Here is a 17,544-nt window from a genome sequence, read left to right as displayed (position 1 = left end):
CTACGCTCTATGAGTTGTGCAATTATAGCTCAAGCTGTTCGTATTTAGTCGTACAGTGAGCGTAAGCTGATCTGCGACGACGCGCAATCGTGCGCGCCGCACCACGAGTCAACAGATTAAGGACGCATCATGCCCCGAACACTTCCCGTTGAGCGTTACCGCAACATCGGCATCTCCGCGCATATCGATGCCGGTAAAACCACCACGACCGAGCGCATTCTGTTTTATACCGGAATGAGCCACAAGCTGGGTGAAGTGCACGATGGCGCCGCAACGACCGACTGGATGGCGCAGGAGCAGGAGCGCGGCATCACCATTACTTCGGCGGCGGTCAGCTGTTTCTGGCCCGGCATGGACGGCAGTTTCTCGCCGCATCGCATCAATATTATCGACACGCCCGGCCACGTTGACTTTACCATTGAAGTCGAGCGTTCGATGCGCGTGCTGGACGGCGCGGTGATGGTCTATGACGCCGTTGGCGGCGTGCAGCCGCAGTCGGAAACGGTGTGGCGGCAGGCCAATAAATATCACGTACCGCGCCTGGCGTTCGTCAACAAAATGGATCGGCAGGGCGCGGATTTCTTTCGCGTGGTGCAGATGATGAAAGATCGCCTCAGCGCCAACCCGGTGCCGATCGTCATCCCCATCGGCGCGGAAGAGCACTTCAGCGGCGTGGTCGATCTGCTGAAAATGCAGGCGATCTACTGGGACGACGCCTCGCAGGGCATGAGCTTCAGCTATGCGCCGATCCCGGACGGCCTGCGCGAAGAGGCGGCCCTGTGGCGCGAAAAAATGGTGTCTGCGGCGGCCGAGGCGAGCGATGAGCTGATGGAGGCCTGGCTGGAAAGCGGCGATCTGGAGCATGACCAGATTATCGCCGGTCTGCGCCAGCGCACGCTGCGCAACGAAATACAGCCGATGCTGTGCGGCAGCGCGTTCAAGAACAAAGGCGTACAGCGCATGCTGGATGCGGTGGTCGAGCTGATGCCCTCGCCGGCGGATATTCCCGCGATCAAGGGCACAGATGAAAAAGGCAACGAGGCGGAGCGGCATCCAGGCGACGATGAGCCTTTTTCTGCGCTGGCGTTCAAGCTGATGAGCGATCCCTTTGTCGGACAGCTCACTTTTGTGCGCGTCTATTCCGGCGTGCTGCGCAAAGGCGACAGCGTCTGGAATGCGGTGAAGGGCAAAAAAGAGCGTATCGGACGCATCGTCCAGATGCATGCCAACGCGCGTCATGAAATTGAAGAGATCCGCGCCGGGGATATCGCCGCCTGCGTCGGACTGAAAGAGGTGACGACCGGCGAAACGCTGTGTGACCCTGACGCCATCATCACGCTGGAGCGCATGGAGTTTCCGGAGCCGGTGATCTCGCTCTCAATCGAGCCGAAAACCAAAGGCGATCAGGAGAAGATGAGCCTGGCGCTGCAGCGGCTGGCGGCGGAAGATCCCTCGTTTCGGCTGCATACCGATGAGGAGTCTGGACAGGCGATTATTTCCGGTATGGGCGAGCTGCACCTGGAGATTATTGTGGACCGTCTGAAACGTGAATTTGGCGTCGAAGCGAATATCGGCCGTCCGCAGGTAACCTACCGTGAAACCTTGCGCAAAGCGGCGCGCGAGGTAGAGGGCAAATTTGTGCGTCAGTCCGGCGGTAAAGGGCAGTATGGCCATGTGGTGCTGACGATTGAGCCGCTGGAGCCGGGCGGTGGCTTTGTTTTTGAAGACGCTACCAAAGGCGGCGTGGTGCCGCGCGAATATATTCCGTCGGTGGAAAAAGGTATCCGCGAGGCGCTGAACAGCGGCGTGATTGCCGGTTACCCGATAGTGGATGTGAAGGCGATCCTCACCTTCGGCTCCTACCACGACGTCGACTCCTCGGAGATGGCATTTCGCATGGCGGCGATTCTGGGCTTTCGCGCGGCGGCGAAGCAGGCCGATCCGGTGCTGCTGGAGCCGGTCATGAAAGTCGAGGTAGAGACGCCGGAAGAGTATGCGGGCGGCATTATGGGCGACCTCTCGTCGCGTCGCGGACATGTGCAGGGCATGGATGAGCACTTCGGCGGGCGTATTATTCGCGCTGAAGTGCCGCTGGCGGAGATGTTCGGCTACTCCACCTCGCTGCGCTCGCTGACGCAGGGCCGCGCCACCTACAGCATGGAGTTCGCCCACTACGCCCAGGCGCCGCGTCAGCTGGCCGACGCGGTGGTCGCGGCGCGTCACTGAGTTACAGGCAGGTCACGCCATGCGCGGCGGCCTGCTCCTCCCAGCGTTTTATTTCGTTATAGGCGGCGCGTTCTGGCACAGTGAACCCACTGATAAAGCTGGCGCGCGCCGCCTTTTCCTCTACAAGTTGTGTAAGTACGCGGCGCAGCGTCGCCAGCGTCTGGGCATCGATCTGCGCCGAGGCGATCAGCGGCGGGGCGGGGCAGAGCGGCGTTTCGCCGATAATCGCCAGCGACGCCAGCTCGTGCGGGGCATGGCGTCGCAACAGCGCCCAGCTAAGGCAATCGATCGCCGCAATATCCGCTTTGCCCGCGCGCAGATCCGCCAGCGACTGGCGGTGGCTGCCGCTCAACAGCGTGGAGCTGAAAAAGCGGCCCGCCTGCGCCAGCGGCGCAATAAGATAGCGCAGCGCGTTATAGCCGGAGTGGGAATCGACGCTGTTCGCCACCGCCCGACGGCCGCGAAAATCCGCTAACGCGCAATCCTCATCCTCCTGACGCGCAACCAGCCAGCTACGGTAGCGTGCACCGTCACACCCCGGCGCGCTGAGCTGAAACGCGCCGACCAGCTGCACGTCAGGCAGCATCGTCACCAGCGGATAGCCGCAGGTCTGACTCAGCAGCAGGTCGTCAGCGCGCCAGTGCGCCAGCAGATCCGCAGGCCACTCAACCTCTGCCCGCAGGCGCTGCGCCAGAATGCCGGTCAATGCCCGCGTGTCGGGATGATGAATGTCGTACATCGGTAACGAAAGCCGTTTCATGCCGTCACTCCTGTTGTCTGCCAGAGAGCGTGAGAGTTTGCTGGCCTGGGTGAAAAACGTTTGACCCTTTCGGTCTGATCCGGCGCGCAAGCCGCAGCAGATAAACCCTGCGCCAGAATGACGAAAAAGAGAAGGCTTATCAGGAATTAGCTTATGTCAAAAAAGTTGATGATACGGTTGAAAACTATTGGCTATCAGTACAGACGCGGCTGTCGTAACCTTTGGTCATCGAATCTTATCTCTCACGCAGCGGCGAAGTTTGCCCGCGAAAGGAACTGAATTATGAAAAAGATTGGCTTCTTATCCTTCGGTCACTGGACTCCCTCTTCACAATCCGCCACCCGCTCCGCGCAGGATGTGCTGTTGCAGTCTATCGACCTTGCGGTCGCCGCTGAAGAGCTGGGCGCAGACGGCGCTTACTTCCGCGTGCACCACTTTGCCCGTCAGCTCAGCTCGCCGTTTCCGCTGCTGGCCGCGGTCGGCGCGCGTACCAGTAAAATCGAGATTGGCACTGGCGTTATCGATATGCGCTACGAAAACCCGCTCTATATGGCGGAGGATGCAGGCGCGGCGGACCTGATCGCTAACGGGCGCCTTCAGCTCGGCATCAGCCGCGGCTCGCCGGAGCAGGTGGTAGAAGGCTACCGCTACTTTGGCTATGCGCCGCAAGAGGGCGAAACCGATGCCGATATGGGCCGCCGTCATACTGAAGCATTTTTAGAGGTGCTGCGCGGCGAAGGTTTCGCCAAGCCCAACCCGCAGCCGATGTTCCCGAACCCGCCGGGCCTGCTGCGCCTGGAGCCTTTTTCTGAAGGACTGCGCGAGCGCATCTGGTGGGGTTCCGGCTCCAACGCGACGGCGGAGTGGGCAGCAAAAATGGGCATGAACCTGCAAAGCTCCACGCTGAAAGATGACGAGACCGGCGAGCCGTTCCACGTACAGCAGGCGAAACAGATCCGCGCCTACCGCGAAGCCTGGAAAGCGGCGGGGCATACGCGTGAGCCGCGCGTATCGGTCAGCCGCAGCATCTTCGCGCTGGTTAACGATATGGACCGCGCCTACTTTGGCCGCAGCGGCCAGGAGCAGGACTCTGTCGGTTTCCTCGATGAGAAGACGCGCGCCATTTTCGGCCGCAGCTACGCGGCGGAGCCGGAAGCGCTGATTAAGCAGCTGGCGCAGGATGAGGCCATCGCCGAAGCGGACACGCTGCTGCTGACGGTGCCGAACCAGCTTGGCGTGGCGTACAACGCGCACGTTATCGAAGCGATTCTGAAATATGTCGCCCCGGAGCTGGGCTGGCGCTAAGTATGAGAGGGCGGCTGCGGCCGCCTTTTTTATTATAAATTGTTATTCTTAAGCGCTTTTCCCTCCCGCTGGCGTTGTCAGGCGCTCTTATCGGTTCGGCTCAAGATAATCTTTCCGCGGCAACTAGACCTGCCTCCTGATCGGGAATCATCTGTGCAGCGCGCGCTCCATTCATTCAACTCATATCGACGGGTGACTGAATTGGGTGAATAGTATGTACTCCCGACGCGGCTAAACCGTTTTCAGCCATTTTTATGCTGACATGAGCACTGGCTATAGTCATAACAAATGGACGTCAGACCCAATATCCCTGTGAGGAGCCCATCAATGAAGCCCATGAACCTATTGGTAACAGCATGCGCTATTACGTTCAGGCTGGACGTCATCACTACATAACTCATGGGGTAAGTACTCCGTTTAACTCTGGGTCATTACCCTCAAAGTTAAAAGCGGCGCACCATCCCCGCTACATGTGACCAATCCCTGTAAAATGCGCGTTTAGCCTGTTTTTCCTCTCAGGCTGAAAAAATGGGAATACTGCTTTAGAAGTACTGGGCGTGACTGTTTGGTGAGATCGTACGCTGGGCATAAAATATGACCTGGCTTTTAAGTATGCGGGGCAAGCTCCTATTCACCTCTACTATGGATGACAACTTTTCGCACGTCAGGCGCCGATATTTGTTTAGCTATCCCTGTGTTTTAATGTGCTTTGGCAGGATGTTCATAAGGGCGTGGACTGCCTGAAAATTAGCGTTTCTCGCAAAGTTAAATTTCTTATCTGTGAACCATTAGCGTATTTTTATCTTAACAATTCTTTCAAGACTCACTCCAAAGTAAGAACAACCTCACTCTTTTCCCACTCTATGTATGATGAAAATTACCTGATTTTTGGGTTTGTTAATTTTCGGTTTGAGCTCTGTGCGAATTAATTTAAAAGACCGATCATTTTTTTATTTTTTAACAAGGAACTAATAAAAGACTGTGATACCGGTTGGTTATCACGCTATAGAAAATATTCATTTCACCAATTAAACTTTATAAGTTTAGGATGAGTTTAGTCTGGTATTAAGAGCGCAACGGTATGGAATTAGGCGAAAAAGTAAAAAGAAATTTAATGGGCGAATTCCCTTTTACCCACAAAATTCATAAAAATGAGAGCTTTTTATCTGGTTGTGTTTGTTTTGATTCTGAATACAGAGCTATGGCATTTTTGCCAGAGCATCATTATTTCTGTGATCATGTTAAACCAATAACCGATCTTATGTTTTTACTTGAGTGCGCAAGACAGGCTGAAACTTATATAGTACATAGATACGAGCATCAACCGTTTGACACTAAGTTTATTTTAGCTGAATGGTCATGCGAATTTTTAGAGGATTTTATACCAACTGTTAACTTGCAAGGGAAAAACATTGCCTTTAATGTAATTACAGATAATTCACGCCGCGTAAGACATAAACTTATTTCGCAAGAATACAAGGCTAATGCATTTCTAAATGATAACTATATGGCAGTTGTTCATATGCTAGTAAAATATATGTCTGCTGAGGCATATTATAAGATGCGGAGTAAAGGAAATAACCAGACTATAAAGATAGAGCCTTTCGTTTTTGAGCAAGCTGTGAATGTATTGCCGGAATATGTATATCGCAGGTGTTATGATAACGTTGTTGTTAAATTTCCAAAATTTGAAAGTAATAAGGTAACCTCTACGCTTACAGTTAATATGAACAATACGGCTTATTTTGACCATGCTCAGGATCATTATCCTGCAATGGTTTTAATGGAGGCTGGGAAACAGAATTGTCAGCTATTTATTTCCAGATTTAGCTCAAATAAAACACCGATATTAACTGCAATGAAAAGTAGGTTCTTTTCCTATGCTGAGTTTAACAAAGAGGTTCAAATCATCTCAGAGAAAATAGGATGTAATCAAAAAAATAAAACCATTTTTAATGTTTTGTTGAAACAAGGAGGTGTGAGTATTGCTGAAATGGCATATTCATTCCAAATGGTTGATATCTAGAGAGGCTGATTCTTATGACAACGATAACGGATAAAGTTATAAAAATTCTTGTTGAAAATTTTGGACTCAACGAAATTGATATTATGGCTAATAAGGATCTCGAAACACTTGGTGTTGATTCTATTATAACGATTGAAATCCAGCTCGATCTGGAAAGAGAGTTTGGCATTAAAATTCCGGATGGGGATATTCTACCAACTTTTACAATGAAAGATATTTCTGAATACATTCAGAATAAGGCTTAACGTTATGCCAGAAAATGATAAACGCATCGCGGTTACCGGAACGGGCTTAGTATGCCCGGCCGGACTCAATGTTTCCTCAAGCTGGGATTTTGTTCTCAGTGGAAAGTCTTCCGCACGTAAATGCAAACAGCTTAAAGGGCTTGAAAATGATTACGCATGCAGCATCGTTGATTTTGACCCTGATAAAGCGCTGGGACGTAGCCTTGCGAGGCGTATAGACAGATTTATCCAGTTCGCACTCGTTGCCTACCGGGAAGCAGTGGCTGAAGCGGGGTTAGATCCAGAAAAATGGAACGGCAGACGTGTTGGCGTCGTGGTTGGAAATTCACTGGCGGGAATTGAGCGTTTCCTTGCTGAACAACAGGTCCTCGAATCAGAGGGTAATCGGATGGTATCTCCATCTACAATCCCTGGCGCAATGATAAACATGGCCGCAGGTCAGATTGCGATTGACTGTCATGCTACCGGTCCAAGTTTACTGGTGAGCACAGCATGCGCTTCCGGCATAACTGCCATTGATACGGCCTGCCAGTGGCTTAAAGAGGGACGATGTGATGTGGTGATTGCTGGGGCTACCGAAGCACCGATTGTTCCACTAATTGCTAGTGGAATGAATCGTCTGGGAGCGCTGTCCAAAAATCCTGATATAAAGCATGCCAGCAGGCCATTTGACCAGGACCGGGACGGATTTGTTATTGCTGAAGGGGCTGGGTTTGTTGTTCTTGAAACCGAAGAACATGCTATTTCAAGGGGGCAAGAAATACTGGCATTTATTAGTGGTGCCGGAACGTCAACAGATGCATATCATGTTACAACCCCTGAACCTCAGGGGCGAGGATTATCTGCCGCTATTCAGCAGGCGATGGAGAAAGCTGGATTAGAAGGAAAGGATATCCAGTATGTTAATGCTCACGGTACTTCGACACGTCTTAACGATGTCACGGAGGGGAAAGTCATTGAAAAAGAAATTGGGCAGCATGCATTTGTAACATCATTAAAAGGTGCTATAGGGCATACATTAGCAGCAGCCGGGGCCGTAGAAACAGTATTAACTATACTTTCTGTTAAACACGGTCTTATTCCGCCAACCGCAAACCTCATATCTCTAGATCCAGAAATTAAACTTAATGTTGTTTATGGTAAACCTCGTAAACTTAAAATCCGGCATGCCTTAAAATTGTCAATGGGCTTTGGTGGTCATAATGGCGCACTTATAATTTCTTCAAACAATATGGGCTGAACAATGAATATACTAAATAAAATAAAGCTTGTTGCTGTTGACGTTGATGGTGTACTTTTAAACGATACTTATAGCCCTGCAATTAAATCATTTGTTGAGCTACATGGTGGTGTTTATACCCCAGAGCTTGAACGGCTGGTCTGGGGTTCTCCTCATATTGCCGGTGGCTACAATATGTCTCTGGCCTGCAAATTACCCTGGTCAGCACAAAAAACCATTGATGCTTTCTTTAATCATCATATGAAATACATTAAAGCACATCCTATCGAAATTACTCCTGGGGCTGAAGATTTCCTGAAAATATTGCAGGAGTTTAATGTTAGAGTAACTTCATATGGTGGGCGGACAAAAGAGTATATTTTTGACAAATACCTTTCCTCACTTAGAAGGTACTTTGATAATGACAAGCCTTATATTGATACCAACTCTATAAGGCCGGGTGTCATGGAGATAACCCGAGATATTTTTAAGCTAAACTTCGATGAAGTCCTTTTCATTGACGATATTAACCGAATGGCTGAGGTCGCAAAATTTTATAAAACCGCGTTTATTGGCACGCCAGTAACTACTTATCAGAAAGAACAAATGCTGGAAACTGGTGTGAGATACATAATCCCGTCTGTAAGGGAGTTTACTAGCGATATGTTGATTAGTATAGACAAGGAAATAGTGTCAAATAATCACTGGTAATAAATGGGTATAATAAAGGATATAATGTATTATGAGAAAGATCACTCTTGGACATTCAGCACTGACCGTAACGGCAGAAGGTTATGGTTGCATGGGGCTATCAGAGTTTTACGGCCCAACGTCGGAAAAAGATGCCATGAAAATCCTTCACAGCGTCATTGAGAAAGGGATTAATTTCCTTGATACTGCCGATATTTATGGTTACGGGCATAATGAAAAAATACTCGGAAAGGTTCTGCAAAATTATGCAGCCGATGAGGTCATTGTGGCGACCAAATGCGGTATAGTTCGGGATGTTTATAATCCCCTTCATCGTGAAGTCAATAATAGCCGTGATTACATTCTTCGCTCTTTCGAACAAAGTTTCGAAAGGCTGGGAAGAAGTATTGATCTATATTACTTGCATCGAGTGATTCAGAAACCTGCCTCACTCCGAGAATCGATGCGTGCGATGTACCAGTTAAGATCAGATGGCAGAATTAACGCAATTGGCCTGTCAGAGGTCAGCGCTGAAACAATCCGATTTGCACACGGACAACTACAGGAGTTGTCCGGTGGAGCGTTTGGTCTAAGTGCGGTTCAGACAGAATATTCTCTGATGTCCCGCGACATTGAATTTAATGGCGTCCTTGATACCTGCAATGAACTCGGTATTTCGGTTGTGGCCTACAGTCCTGTGGGCAGGGGATTACTTGGTGGGAAGCTACAGGATATAGGTACGCTCGCGCAGAATGATTCGCGTCGCTATCTCCCACGTTTTATGGGGAGTAACCTTAAAACAAACAATAGGATAGTTGATAAATTAAGGGCCTTCGCCACAGCTAACGGAATGACCCCTGCGCAACTTGCATTGGCATGGATCATGAATAATGACGCCGAAATTATCCCTATTCCCGGAACCAGGACCCCACAATACCTGGATGAAAATATTCGGGCTGCAAACATAGCGTTAACGACACAACAGACTTCCATGATATCTGAAATCCTCTCAGGGCATGAAATCGCAGGCATGCGTTATCCCGAAGAGTTCATGAAAGCTTACGGAATGATTAAATAAACAGGTCAAATTATGGAGGATTTTACAGATATGACTAAGGCTAAAGTGGGAATGCCTGTATTTCAGCTTGGTATTATCGGCGCAGCGCTTTTTCTTTCCATATTGACTGAGGCACTCCCTGCTGGATTTCTCCATTCTCTGGAGCAGTCATTTCACGTCAGCGCTTCCGAAGCGGGCCAGTGGGTGACACTCTATGCAGTTGGTTCTCTGTGCTCAGCTGCTCCGTTAACGCTGGCAACACAACACTGGTCAAGGAAAAATCTACTCTTAATTACACTGGGGGGATTTGCCGTATCAAATGGCATAACTGCTGCGGTTGATTCTTTTGTTATCACATTGTTCGCGCGGTTTATAGCCGGAATTTTCGCAGGTCTCTTATGGGCGCTGGCTGCTGGGTATGCGGGCAGAATGGTAAAGCCGTCCCGACAGGGACGGGCTATAACTATTGTTATGTTGGGCGTTCCGCTGGCGCTTTCCCTGGGGGTTCCGGCAGGAACGTTCCTCGGGGGTATTTACGGTTGGCGTACTATATTTTATGCAATGACGCTGCTTGCCGGGCTATTGTTTGTGGCTGGGATGATGACATTACCTGAACAAAAAGGTACAAGCTATTCTGAGCGTTTTTCTATCGGAAAAGTGTTATCTATACCGGGTGTTAAAACCATATTAGTGGCGACATTCATTTTTTCACTTGGTCACAACATGATGTATACATATATATCGCCGTACCTGACAGAGTCACTTGGTATTCGTCATATCAGTACATTTCTTCTGATATTTGGGGTAATGGCAGTTACCAGCATCGTTATTACAGGGGTGTTTATTGACAGACATCTTAGGTTTCTTATCATGAGTGGACTATTTTTATTTATTTTGTCCTCCATAATTTTATCTTTTTTTTATAAAAACACTTATTCCGTGATGAGTGCATCTTTTTTGTGGGGGCTGGGATTTGGAGGCGGGGCAACGTTATTTCAGACGGCCTCTGCGCGCACAGCAGGTAAGGCTTCTGATATAGCTCAATCTCTTATGGTGACCGTATGGAATATGGCAATTGCCGGAGGTGGGCTTGCCGGAGGTATATTACTAACATGGTCCGGCGTTCTCTCACTTCCTTTAGTCTTAACGGGTTTGTTGTTATTTTGCTTTTTCTTAGTCTGGGGAAGTAATGCAAAGGGTTTTTTTCAGGAATAAGCTCAAAGGTATTTCAATATGAATTTATTGATCGATTTGCATATCCATACCCATGCAAGCGCACATGCGTATAGTTCCGTATATGAACATATAATGGAAGCAAAACGTAAAAATATGCTGGCGCTGGGTATCACTGATCATGGCCCGGCCCTTGAAGATTCCCCTCACCGCTGGCATTTCCTCAACATGAATGCAATTCCTAATCACATTGATGGATTACGTATTCTAAAAGGCATAGAGGCCAATATTTTTGAAGATGGCAGTATTGACTGTGATGAAATTATGGCTGATAAGCTAGATTATGTTATGGCTGGATTCCATGCCCCGGTTTATTCTCCGTGTTCAAATATTGTAAAGAATACAGAGTGCTTGATAAAAGTGATAAACCACCCGAAGGTGAAAATTATTGTTCATCCCGGTAATCCGCAGTTTCCGATTGATTACCAGGAAATTGCCATTGTTGCAGCCAGGAATAATGTCGCGCTCGAGGTAAACAGCGGTTCCATCATAGCACGCAAAGGAAGTTCGCCGAATTGCCGTAAAGTAATAGAGGAAGTGATGAATGCCGGAGGATATATTTCTGTCGGTTCAGATTCACATTTCTGTACCCGGACCGGTGATCTTGCCCATGCAATTAATATGCTTGAAGAACAGCAGGTTCCGGCAGAAAAGATCATTAATTCATCACTTGCACTGACGCTATCTTTTCTTGATATAAAAGAAACGTTTCGCTTGTAAGTTATTGATTTTCCCACGCGGGGTTATCTATTATCACTGTGTTTTTCCGGTCATACTGTTGATGAATTCCGTACGCAGGGATAGCTCAATTTTTTTATTCCATGCAAGGCCCAATAACCACTCGCTCTGAGGGCCGGATAATGCCTGACATTTAAAGTCTGATTTTAAAAACGAGATAATACTATATGAAAGAACAGCGATACCCATCCCTGAACCAACCAGAGCCAGTACACCATATACGTTTGTCAGGTATTGGGCAGGTTTACCAATGAAATTTTGTTCCTTGAGGTAGTCGCTGACTATATGGTAAAGTTCTGGATTGCTTGCTTCATTCATTAAAATAAGATTATTTGCATCAAATAATTCATCAATATTTACTCTCTTGGTTCTGACGCCTGAATGTGTTACAGCGCATAGATAGTCATTCCCAAGCGGTATAAAAGAAAGCAAATCCTTTTCTGGTTTTCGCATAAAGCCTAAGTCAAGACGCCCTTTGAGTAATTCCTGTTCCTGCTGTAAAGAACACATCTCAATAAGTTTAATATTAATATTAGGATATTGACGTTTAAAAGCACTGACAATATCAGGGAAGATATTAAGAAAGGATGAAGTATATCCAATGTTAAGATTACCTGTTTTCCCTGTACGAATCTTTTTCGCGACACATAAAAAATGATTAATTTGTTCGTCCAGTCTGAGGGCATTACGATATAGCATTTCTCCTTCTGTGCTCAGTTTTGCCCCATGGTTATCACGTTCAAAGAGAGATAAATCTAGTTCCTGCTCAAGGAGGTTTATTTGTTTTGTTAATGCTGGCTGTGTAATGAAGAGTTTTTCTGCGGCTTCGCGATAGCTTTTACTTTTTGCAAGAACAATGAATGATTTCAATAGCTTATTATCCAAATCCTCTGCTCCTTAGTGTCAGTTCGCGGTCTTCTAACATAGCGATTTATAAAAAAACATGCAATAGCAGATATGTAGGCTATGGCCCTTTTTGTCAATATCTGGCTCGGATTGATGGGGTTTTGCATGTCTACTATCGTTTTATCGCGAGATAAATAGTTGCTACGAATTCCGGAATAATGGCAGATATGTAAAGAAACTTCTAAAATGCATGGAATAATGGATTTTATTACAATGAAATAATTTAAGGGTGACAATTTTTTCTTTATTAAGATAGTCACATCTTTCATCATTATTTTATTATAGATTGTTTTTGCATGAGTGAATTTAACTTTCCTATAGTGCAACAACTGAAATGGTAACAACATAACGAGAATTGACAGGATATGTCAATGTTGGTTACAGAAGAAGTGTCACTGGGTATAGGGGTATTATGTAAAGTAAAAGGAGCTTTTTTGAGAAAGGTAAAAAAAGAGTGAGCATGCACTGTCTTATCTGGATTTTCCCGGCTGAGTTAGTGTTTTCTCAACATTTAAATTACTCTTTTAGCCAATGTCATTTATATAAAATTCCGTATATCGAAGAAGCAATTCCCGAAATATTAACGGCAAAAATCCTCCGGATTATTAGAGCCTGCTTTTTTTGGAATGTGCATTTTAACATTTGAGGTAATAATGATGCCACAAGGGTAGCCCTGTTTATTATTTCAGGTAGTCTGGCGTGACAGATGGTTTTAACAGTGGGCTTATATTCTTATGGCTATCTGCCGCGCTTTCCCAGAGCGGCGTCGCCTGGCTGGTGCTGAACGGCTCAGCGACCCTTGCTGGTTTAGCGATGCTGAGCGCCGTGAACGGCGCGGCAGCAGGTGTTGCGCTGCCCGCCTCATCGGCGCTGGTGCCGCAAACCGTACCGACGCAGAAGCTGCGCCAGGCGAACGCCTTTATTCAGTCGGGCGTCTATGCTGGCACCATTATCGGCGCGTCGCTGGGCGGCCTCCTCACCAGTACCCTGGGCGCTGGCTGGGGACTGGCGGCCGATGCGCTGGGCTTCGCGCTCGCCGCGCCGCTCTATTTCTCCGTTCGCACCGAGGCGCAGCCGTCCGGAACGCAAACCACGCTCTGGCAGGATTTACGCGACGGCTGGCGGGAGTTTATCTCCCGAAGCTGGGTCTGGGCGGTGGTAGCGCAGTTCGCCGTGGTCAACGCCGCCTTTACCGGCATGGTAATGGTGCTCGGCCCGGTTATCGCCGACAGCGCTTTTGGTCGCGCCCGCTGGGGCATGATGATTGCGGCGCAGAGCGTCGGGCTGATTATCGGCTCCGGTATCGCGCTGCGCTGGCGGCCGCGGCGCGCAATGTTCACCGGCGTGATGCTGGTGGCGCTCTGCGTCTTTCCCATTCTGCTGCTGGCAGGCGGCGCTTCTTCCGGCTGGCTGATGGGCGCGTTTTGCCTGGCCGGCACCGGGTTTGGTCAGTTCGGCGTGATCTGGGCGCAGGCGCTGCAAACCCATATCCCGCGCGACAGGCTGGCGCGTGTCTATGCCTATGACGCGATGGGCTCCTTTATTACCATTCCGCTGGGAGAGCTGGCCGCCGGGCCGCTGGCGATGCAGTTCGGCAATCAGGCGGTACTGTTGAGCTGCGCCGCCGCGGTGCTGGCAGCGACGCTTGCGGCCAGCCTGGTGCCGGCGATCAGAAGACTTAAGCTGGCTGAATAGCCGCTGTCGGCTGCTGAGGCGAGGAATGCAAAAAGCCCGCTCAGGTTTCCCTGAGCGGGCTTCTCTAAATATGGCTCCTCTGACTGGACTCGAACCAGTGACATACGGATTAACAGTCCGCCGTTCTACCGACTGAACTACAGAGGAATCGTTTGAACGGGGCGCATATTATCGACCTGCATCGGTCATGTCAAAGCCCTTTTTCACAAAATTGTTCAACTGCTGAAATAAACGCCAGGGGCTGCGCCGCCACCGGCAGAAAAGGCGTGCGTCAGATGAAAATTATTTTTCTTTAAAAGCCTTAATGAAAAAAATGCTTAACACTGCGCGGCTGGCTATCTCCTCTTTATCGCCGCTTTTCTTCCGTAAGATAAAGATCTCAAAGCGGCTCACACTTCTTATCTCTGCCGTTTGCCTGCGCATTTTTCGGAACGTATATTCCGCAAAAATCTCATTATGAAACCAGAGGGCAGTCGATGAACAGAGTCAGGATCGGCATGATCGGCAGCGGCTATATCGGACGCTGTCACGCAATCGCCTATGCGCAGGCGCCGACGGTCTTTGCGCTTAAAGGCGAAATCGTGCGGGAAATGCTGGCGGAGGTTAATCCGGCGCTGGCGGAAAAGCAGGCCGCCGCCTTTGGTTTCGCCCGCTCAACCGGCGACTGGCGTGAACTGGTGCGCGATCCCGCCATTGACGTCGTGGATATCTGCGCCCCTAATTTTCTGCATAAAGAGATGGCGCTGGAGGCGATTCGCCACGGCAAACATGTCTATTCAGAAAAGCCGCTGTCGCTGTCGGTGGCAGATGCGGAAGAGATGGTTAACGCCGCCAGGGCGGCGGGGGTAAAAACGCTGGTGGGCTTCAACTATATGAAGAACCCGACCAGCCAGCTGGCAAAAGAGATTATCTCACGCGGCGAAATCGGCGAGGTGGTGCACTTCTACGGCACCCACAACGAAGATTATCTGGCGAAGCCGGAGACGCCGCTCGACTGGCACTGTCAGAAGGCGCTGGCGGGCCTCGGCGCGCTGGGCGATCTGGCGGCGCATATCGTCAATATGGCGCACTATCTGGTGGGTGAGATTGAAGAGGTCAGCGGCGACATGATGACGGTGATTAAAACCCGTCCCGATGCAAAAGATCCCAGCCGTCTGCTGCCGGTAGAGAATGAAGATCAGGCCAGCGCGCTGCTGCGCTTTCGCAACGGCGCACACGGCGTGATTGAAACGTCGCGTATCGCCTGCGGCAGCAAAATGGGGCTGACCTATGTGGTTACCGGCACCCGGGGCACGCTGCGCTACAGCCAGGAGCGTATGGCAGAGCTGGCGCTCTATCTGCATGACGAACCGGCGGGGCGACAGGGTTTTAAAACCATTCTGACCGGCCCGGCGCATCCCGACTATGCCAGCTTCTGCGTCTCGGCAGGACACGGCATCGGTTTTAACGATCAGAAAACGGTAGAGATTCGGGATTTAATCAACGGTGTAGCGGCGGGCGATCGCCTGTGGCCCGACTTTGCCGAAGGTTTGCAGGTGCAGAAGGTGCTGGAGGCGATTGCGGTGTCGGCCGTCGAGCGGCGCTGGCAAAAAGTATAGCGAATCAAAGCGCGCGGTCTGGCAGGCCGCGCGCCAGGCTTTTCCTTAACCCGTGGCTTTCTCCCACCAGAGCTTATCCAGCGCATAGTAGCGGTCGCGCTCGCTCTCCGGCTGCTGCAAATCGCGCTTCCACGGCTTCGCCAGAATATAGTGCAGGTTCTTCACCTCGCGTTCATTCCACATCCGGCTGTGCTGAAACGGCAGCGTTTTCAGCGCGTTGTAGATATAGGGAAGCGGCTGCCAGCGGCCAGCGAACGCCTCGTTTAGCAGATCCTGTTCGGAGAACGGGTAGGCCTTCAGATCCTCGATCGCCGCAATACGACCCGCCAGCTGCTCATAGACGGCATTGTCCGGCTTCAGCACCAGAAAGCCGCCGTTCAGGTAGTTATCCAGCGACGCGGGCGCGGGCTGGTTGCGATCCTGCCAGGTGTAGTGACAGTTTTCCGGCTGCCAGCTGGCGGGATAGGAGGCGATCTGATTAGGGTTGCAGCGACAGGCGTGGCAGGCCGCCAGCTGATTGTCGCCAAGATCGAGCGTGAACAGCTCGTCCATATTGCGCAGCACCAGCATATCAGCATCAAGGAACACTACGCGCTCATAAGCGGTCAGCTGCCAGGCGCGCAGCTTGGTCCATACTTCGCCGAACTGCGCTGACGCGTAGTGCTGTTCCAGCTCGCGGTTGGGATAGATCGGATCGACCTGCTGCACCACACAGCCTTCCGCCTGAAGCGCGGCGCGATCCGCCTGTGGGATCGCCTCGGTAGCCATCACCACCAGCGGCCAGCGCGTGTTGCTCTGCTTCAGTGAACGGTGCAGCGCCTTTACGCCCACCAGATAATCGGGCTGCGTCAGCAGCGTTACCCATGCATACATGGTTCTCTCCCTGTAAAAGTCAGTCAAAAAGCGCGGTCAGATAGCGGTTGCTGAAGCGGCGTTGCGGATCCAGTTCGCGGCTCAGCGCGCGGAAATCGTCCCAGTGCGGATAAACTTCGCGCCAGACGTAGCGCCCGGCGTCGTAATATTTGCCCCAGTGCGGCCGGCCGCCTTCCTCCGCCAGCAGCTTTTCCACTTCGGTGAGAAAGTGCAGGCCGTCCTGCGACAGCGAACCGTCATCGGCGTAATAGACCACAAAACCAAAGAAGCAGGTTGGCTCGCCGTAAGCGGGGCTGAGCCAGGCTTCGGACGCGCCGGTGCAGCGCAGAATAATCGGATAGTGCATATGGGGGCGGTTAGCGGCGTACCAGCGTTTGATTTTGCCGATCGCGGCAGGTGTACGCGCCAGCGGAATGCCGATCTCTACGTTGATCTGCGGCACCGCGATGCCACGGCAGAAGAGCTGGTAGATATCGCCGGTGACGTCGGTAAAGTCGCGGAAGCGAGTGACGGTGCGGAACTGTTTGCCGCCTTTGCCGTGAATCTGCGTATCGCGATGCATCTGCTCCAGCGTCTGGTCGATGGTGCTGTTCAGGCTGTCATCGCCTTGATCGTCGTGCTTCACCACTTCGCGGCCGTTCGCTTGCCACTCTGCGGTTTCCTGCGCGTCTGCTTCGCGGGCGTTCCAGACGTGCATCAGATTGTCATCGACAAACCACCATGCCTTGCTCAGCGCATACTCTTCGTTCCAGCGCAGCAGATCCTGCTCAAGGTTGTCCGCCGTTACGGCGTTTTTATAACAGGTGTAGATGCGGAAGGGCTGGGTGCGCAGCGTCACGGCAGTGACAATGCCAAGCGCGCCAAGGGTGACCTGCGCGGCGGGGAAGTCAGGCTCGCCGCGCGTAAACTCGCGTACTGAACCGTCGGCCAGCACCATGCGAATGCGCAGCGCTTCGTCCGCCAGCGAGCTTTG

The 17,544-nt window shown here is 50.7% G+C and carries 15 protein-coding genes and 1 tRNA gene; 11 read left to right on the top strand and 5 right to left on the bottom strand.

Features of this window, described 5'->3' with window-relative positions; genetic code table 11:
• Positions 1–129 precede the first annotated feature (129 nt).
• On the top strand, positions 130–2,226 hold the full coding sequence (gene fusA / locus B3797_RS12695) for an elongation factor G (protein WP_311791263.1): 2,097 nt from the start codon (positions 130–132) through the stop codon (positions 2,224–2,226).
• A gap of 1 nt (position 2,227) precedes the next feature.
• On the opposite strand, the gene B3797_RS12690 is transcribed toward fusA, so the two are convergent.
• Positions 2,228–2,986, bottom strand: coding sequence for a phosphate/phosphite/phosphonate ABC transporter substrate-binding protein (locus B3797_RS12690; RefSeq protein ID WP_311791262.1), 759 nt, complete (start codon positions 2,984–2,986; stop codon positions 2,228–2,230).
• 282 nt (positions 2,987–3,268) lie between these two features.
• Here B3797_RS12690 and B3797_RS12685 point away from each other — a divergent pair, with 282 nt between their 5' ends.
• The 8 genes from B3797_RS12685 to B3797_RS12650 all read left to right on the top strand — a co-directional run bounded on the left by B3797_RS12685 (position 3,269) and on the right by B3797_RS12650 (position 11,481).
• A complete protein-coding gene (locus B3797_RS12685; RefSeq protein WP_311782532.1) occupies positions 3,269–4,291 on the top strand; it encodes an LLM class flavin-dependent oxidoreductase in 1,023 nt (340 codons plus the stop codon).
• Between the two features lie 1,081 nt (positions 4,292–5,372).
• Positions 5,373–6,317, top strand: coding sequence for an AfsA-related hotdog domain-containing protein (locus B3797_RS12680; RefSeq protein ID WP_311791261.1), 945 nt, complete (start codon positions 5,373–5,375; stop codon positions 6,315–6,317).
• A 14-nt stretch (positions 6,318–6,331) separates the two neighbouring features.
• Positions 6,332–6,562, top strand: coding sequence for an acyl carrier protein (locus B3797_RS12675; protein WP_311782530.1), 231 nt, complete (start codon positions 6,332–6,334; stop codon positions 6,560–6,562).
• A gap of 4 nt (positions 6,563–6,566) precedes the next feature.
• On the top strand, positions 6,567–7,802 hold the full coding sequence (locus B3797_RS12670) for a beta-ketoacyl-[acyl-carrier-protein] synthase family protein (protein ID WP_311782529.1): 1,236 nt from the start codon (positions 6,567–6,569) through the stop codon (positions 7,800–7,802).
• A 3-nt stretch (positions 7,803–7,805) separates the two neighbouring features.
• The gene (locus B3797_RS12665; protein WP_311791260.1) at positions 7,806–8,492 is read left to right on the top strand and encodes an HAD family hydrolase; all 687 of its coding nucleotides are present in this window, start codon (positions 7,806–7,808) and stop codon (positions 8,490–8,492) included.
• Between the two features lie 31 nt (positions 8,493–8,523).
• Positions 8,524–9,549, top strand: a complete 1,026-nt coding sequence (locus B3797_RS12660) for an aldo/keto reductase (protein ID WP_311791259.1) — start codon at positions 8,524–8,526, stop codon at positions 9,547–9,549.
• A gap of 12 nt (positions 9,550–9,561) precedes the next feature.
• Entirely contained in the window at positions 9,562–10,743 is a 1,182-nt protein-coding gene (locus B3797_RS12655) for an MFS transporter (protein ID WP_311791258.1), read from the top strand.
• Between the two features lie 18 nt (positions 10,744–10,761).
• Positions 10,762–11,481 carry a PHP domain-containing protein gene (locus B3797_RS12650; RefSeq protein WP_311782525.1) on the top strand — a complete coding sequence of 240 codons (720 nt, stop codon included), beginning with the start codon at positions 10,762–10,764 and terminating at the stop codon, positions 11,479–11,481.
• A gap of 33 nt (positions 11,482–11,514) precedes the next feature.
• Here B3797_RS12650 and B3797_RS12645 read toward each other — a convergent pair whose 3' ends face one another.
• Positions 11,515–12,384, bottom strand: coding sequence for a LysR family transcriptional regulator (locus tag B3797_RS12645; protein WP_311782524.1), 870 nt, complete (start codon positions 12,382–12,384; stop codon positions 11,515–11,517).
• A gap of 720 nt (positions 12,385–13,104) precedes the next feature.
• Here B3797_RS12645 and B3797_RS12640 point away from each other — a divergent pair.
• Entirely contained in the window at positions 13,105–14,100 is a 996-nt protein-coding gene (locus B3797_RS12640; RefSeq protein WP_414693078.1) for an MFS transporter, read from the top strand.
• A gap of 71 nt (positions 14,101–14,171) precedes the next feature.
• Here the strand turns inward: B3797_RS12640 and B3797_RS12635 are convergent.
• Positions 14,172–14,247: transfer RNA gene (locus tag B3797_RS12635), tRNA-Asn, on the bottom strand.
• A gap of 329 nt (positions 14,248–14,576) precedes the next feature.
• On the opposite strand from B3797_RS12635, the gene B3797_RS12630 reads away from it, so the two are divergent.
• Complete coding sequence (locus tag B3797_RS12630; protein WP_311791257.1) at positions 14,577–15,698, top strand: Gfo/Idh/MocA family oxidoreductase; 1,122 nt, start codon at positions 14,577–14,579, stop codon at positions 15,696–15,698.
• A gap of 45 nt (positions 15,699–15,743) precedes the next feature.
• Here B3797_RS12630 and B3797_RS12625 read toward each other — a convergent pair whose 3' ends face one another.
• Both B3797_RS12625 and B3797_RS12620 read right to left on the bottom strand, forming a co-directional pair.
• Entirely contained in the window at positions 15,744–16,571 is an 828-nt protein-coding gene (locus B3797_RS12625) for a glycosyltransferase family 8 protein (protein WP_311791256.1), read from the bottom strand.
• 19 nt (positions 16,572–16,590) lie between these two features.
• A partial coding sequence (locus tag B3797_RS12620; RefSeq protein WP_311791255.1) for a D-arabinono-1,4-lactone oxidase occupies positions 16,591–17,544 on the bottom strand: 954 nt, incomplete at its 5' end.

The sequence above is a fragment of the Pantoea sp. UBA5923 genome (genome assembly GCF_002431095.1).
GTDB classification, from domain to species: domain Bacteria; phylum Pseudomonadota; class Gammaproteobacteria; order Enterobacterales; family Enterobacteriaceae; genus Pantoea; species Pantoea piersonii.
The sequence above is the reverse complement of the archived record's forward strand: the minus strand, read 5'-3'. Positions and strand labels throughout refer to the sequence as shown.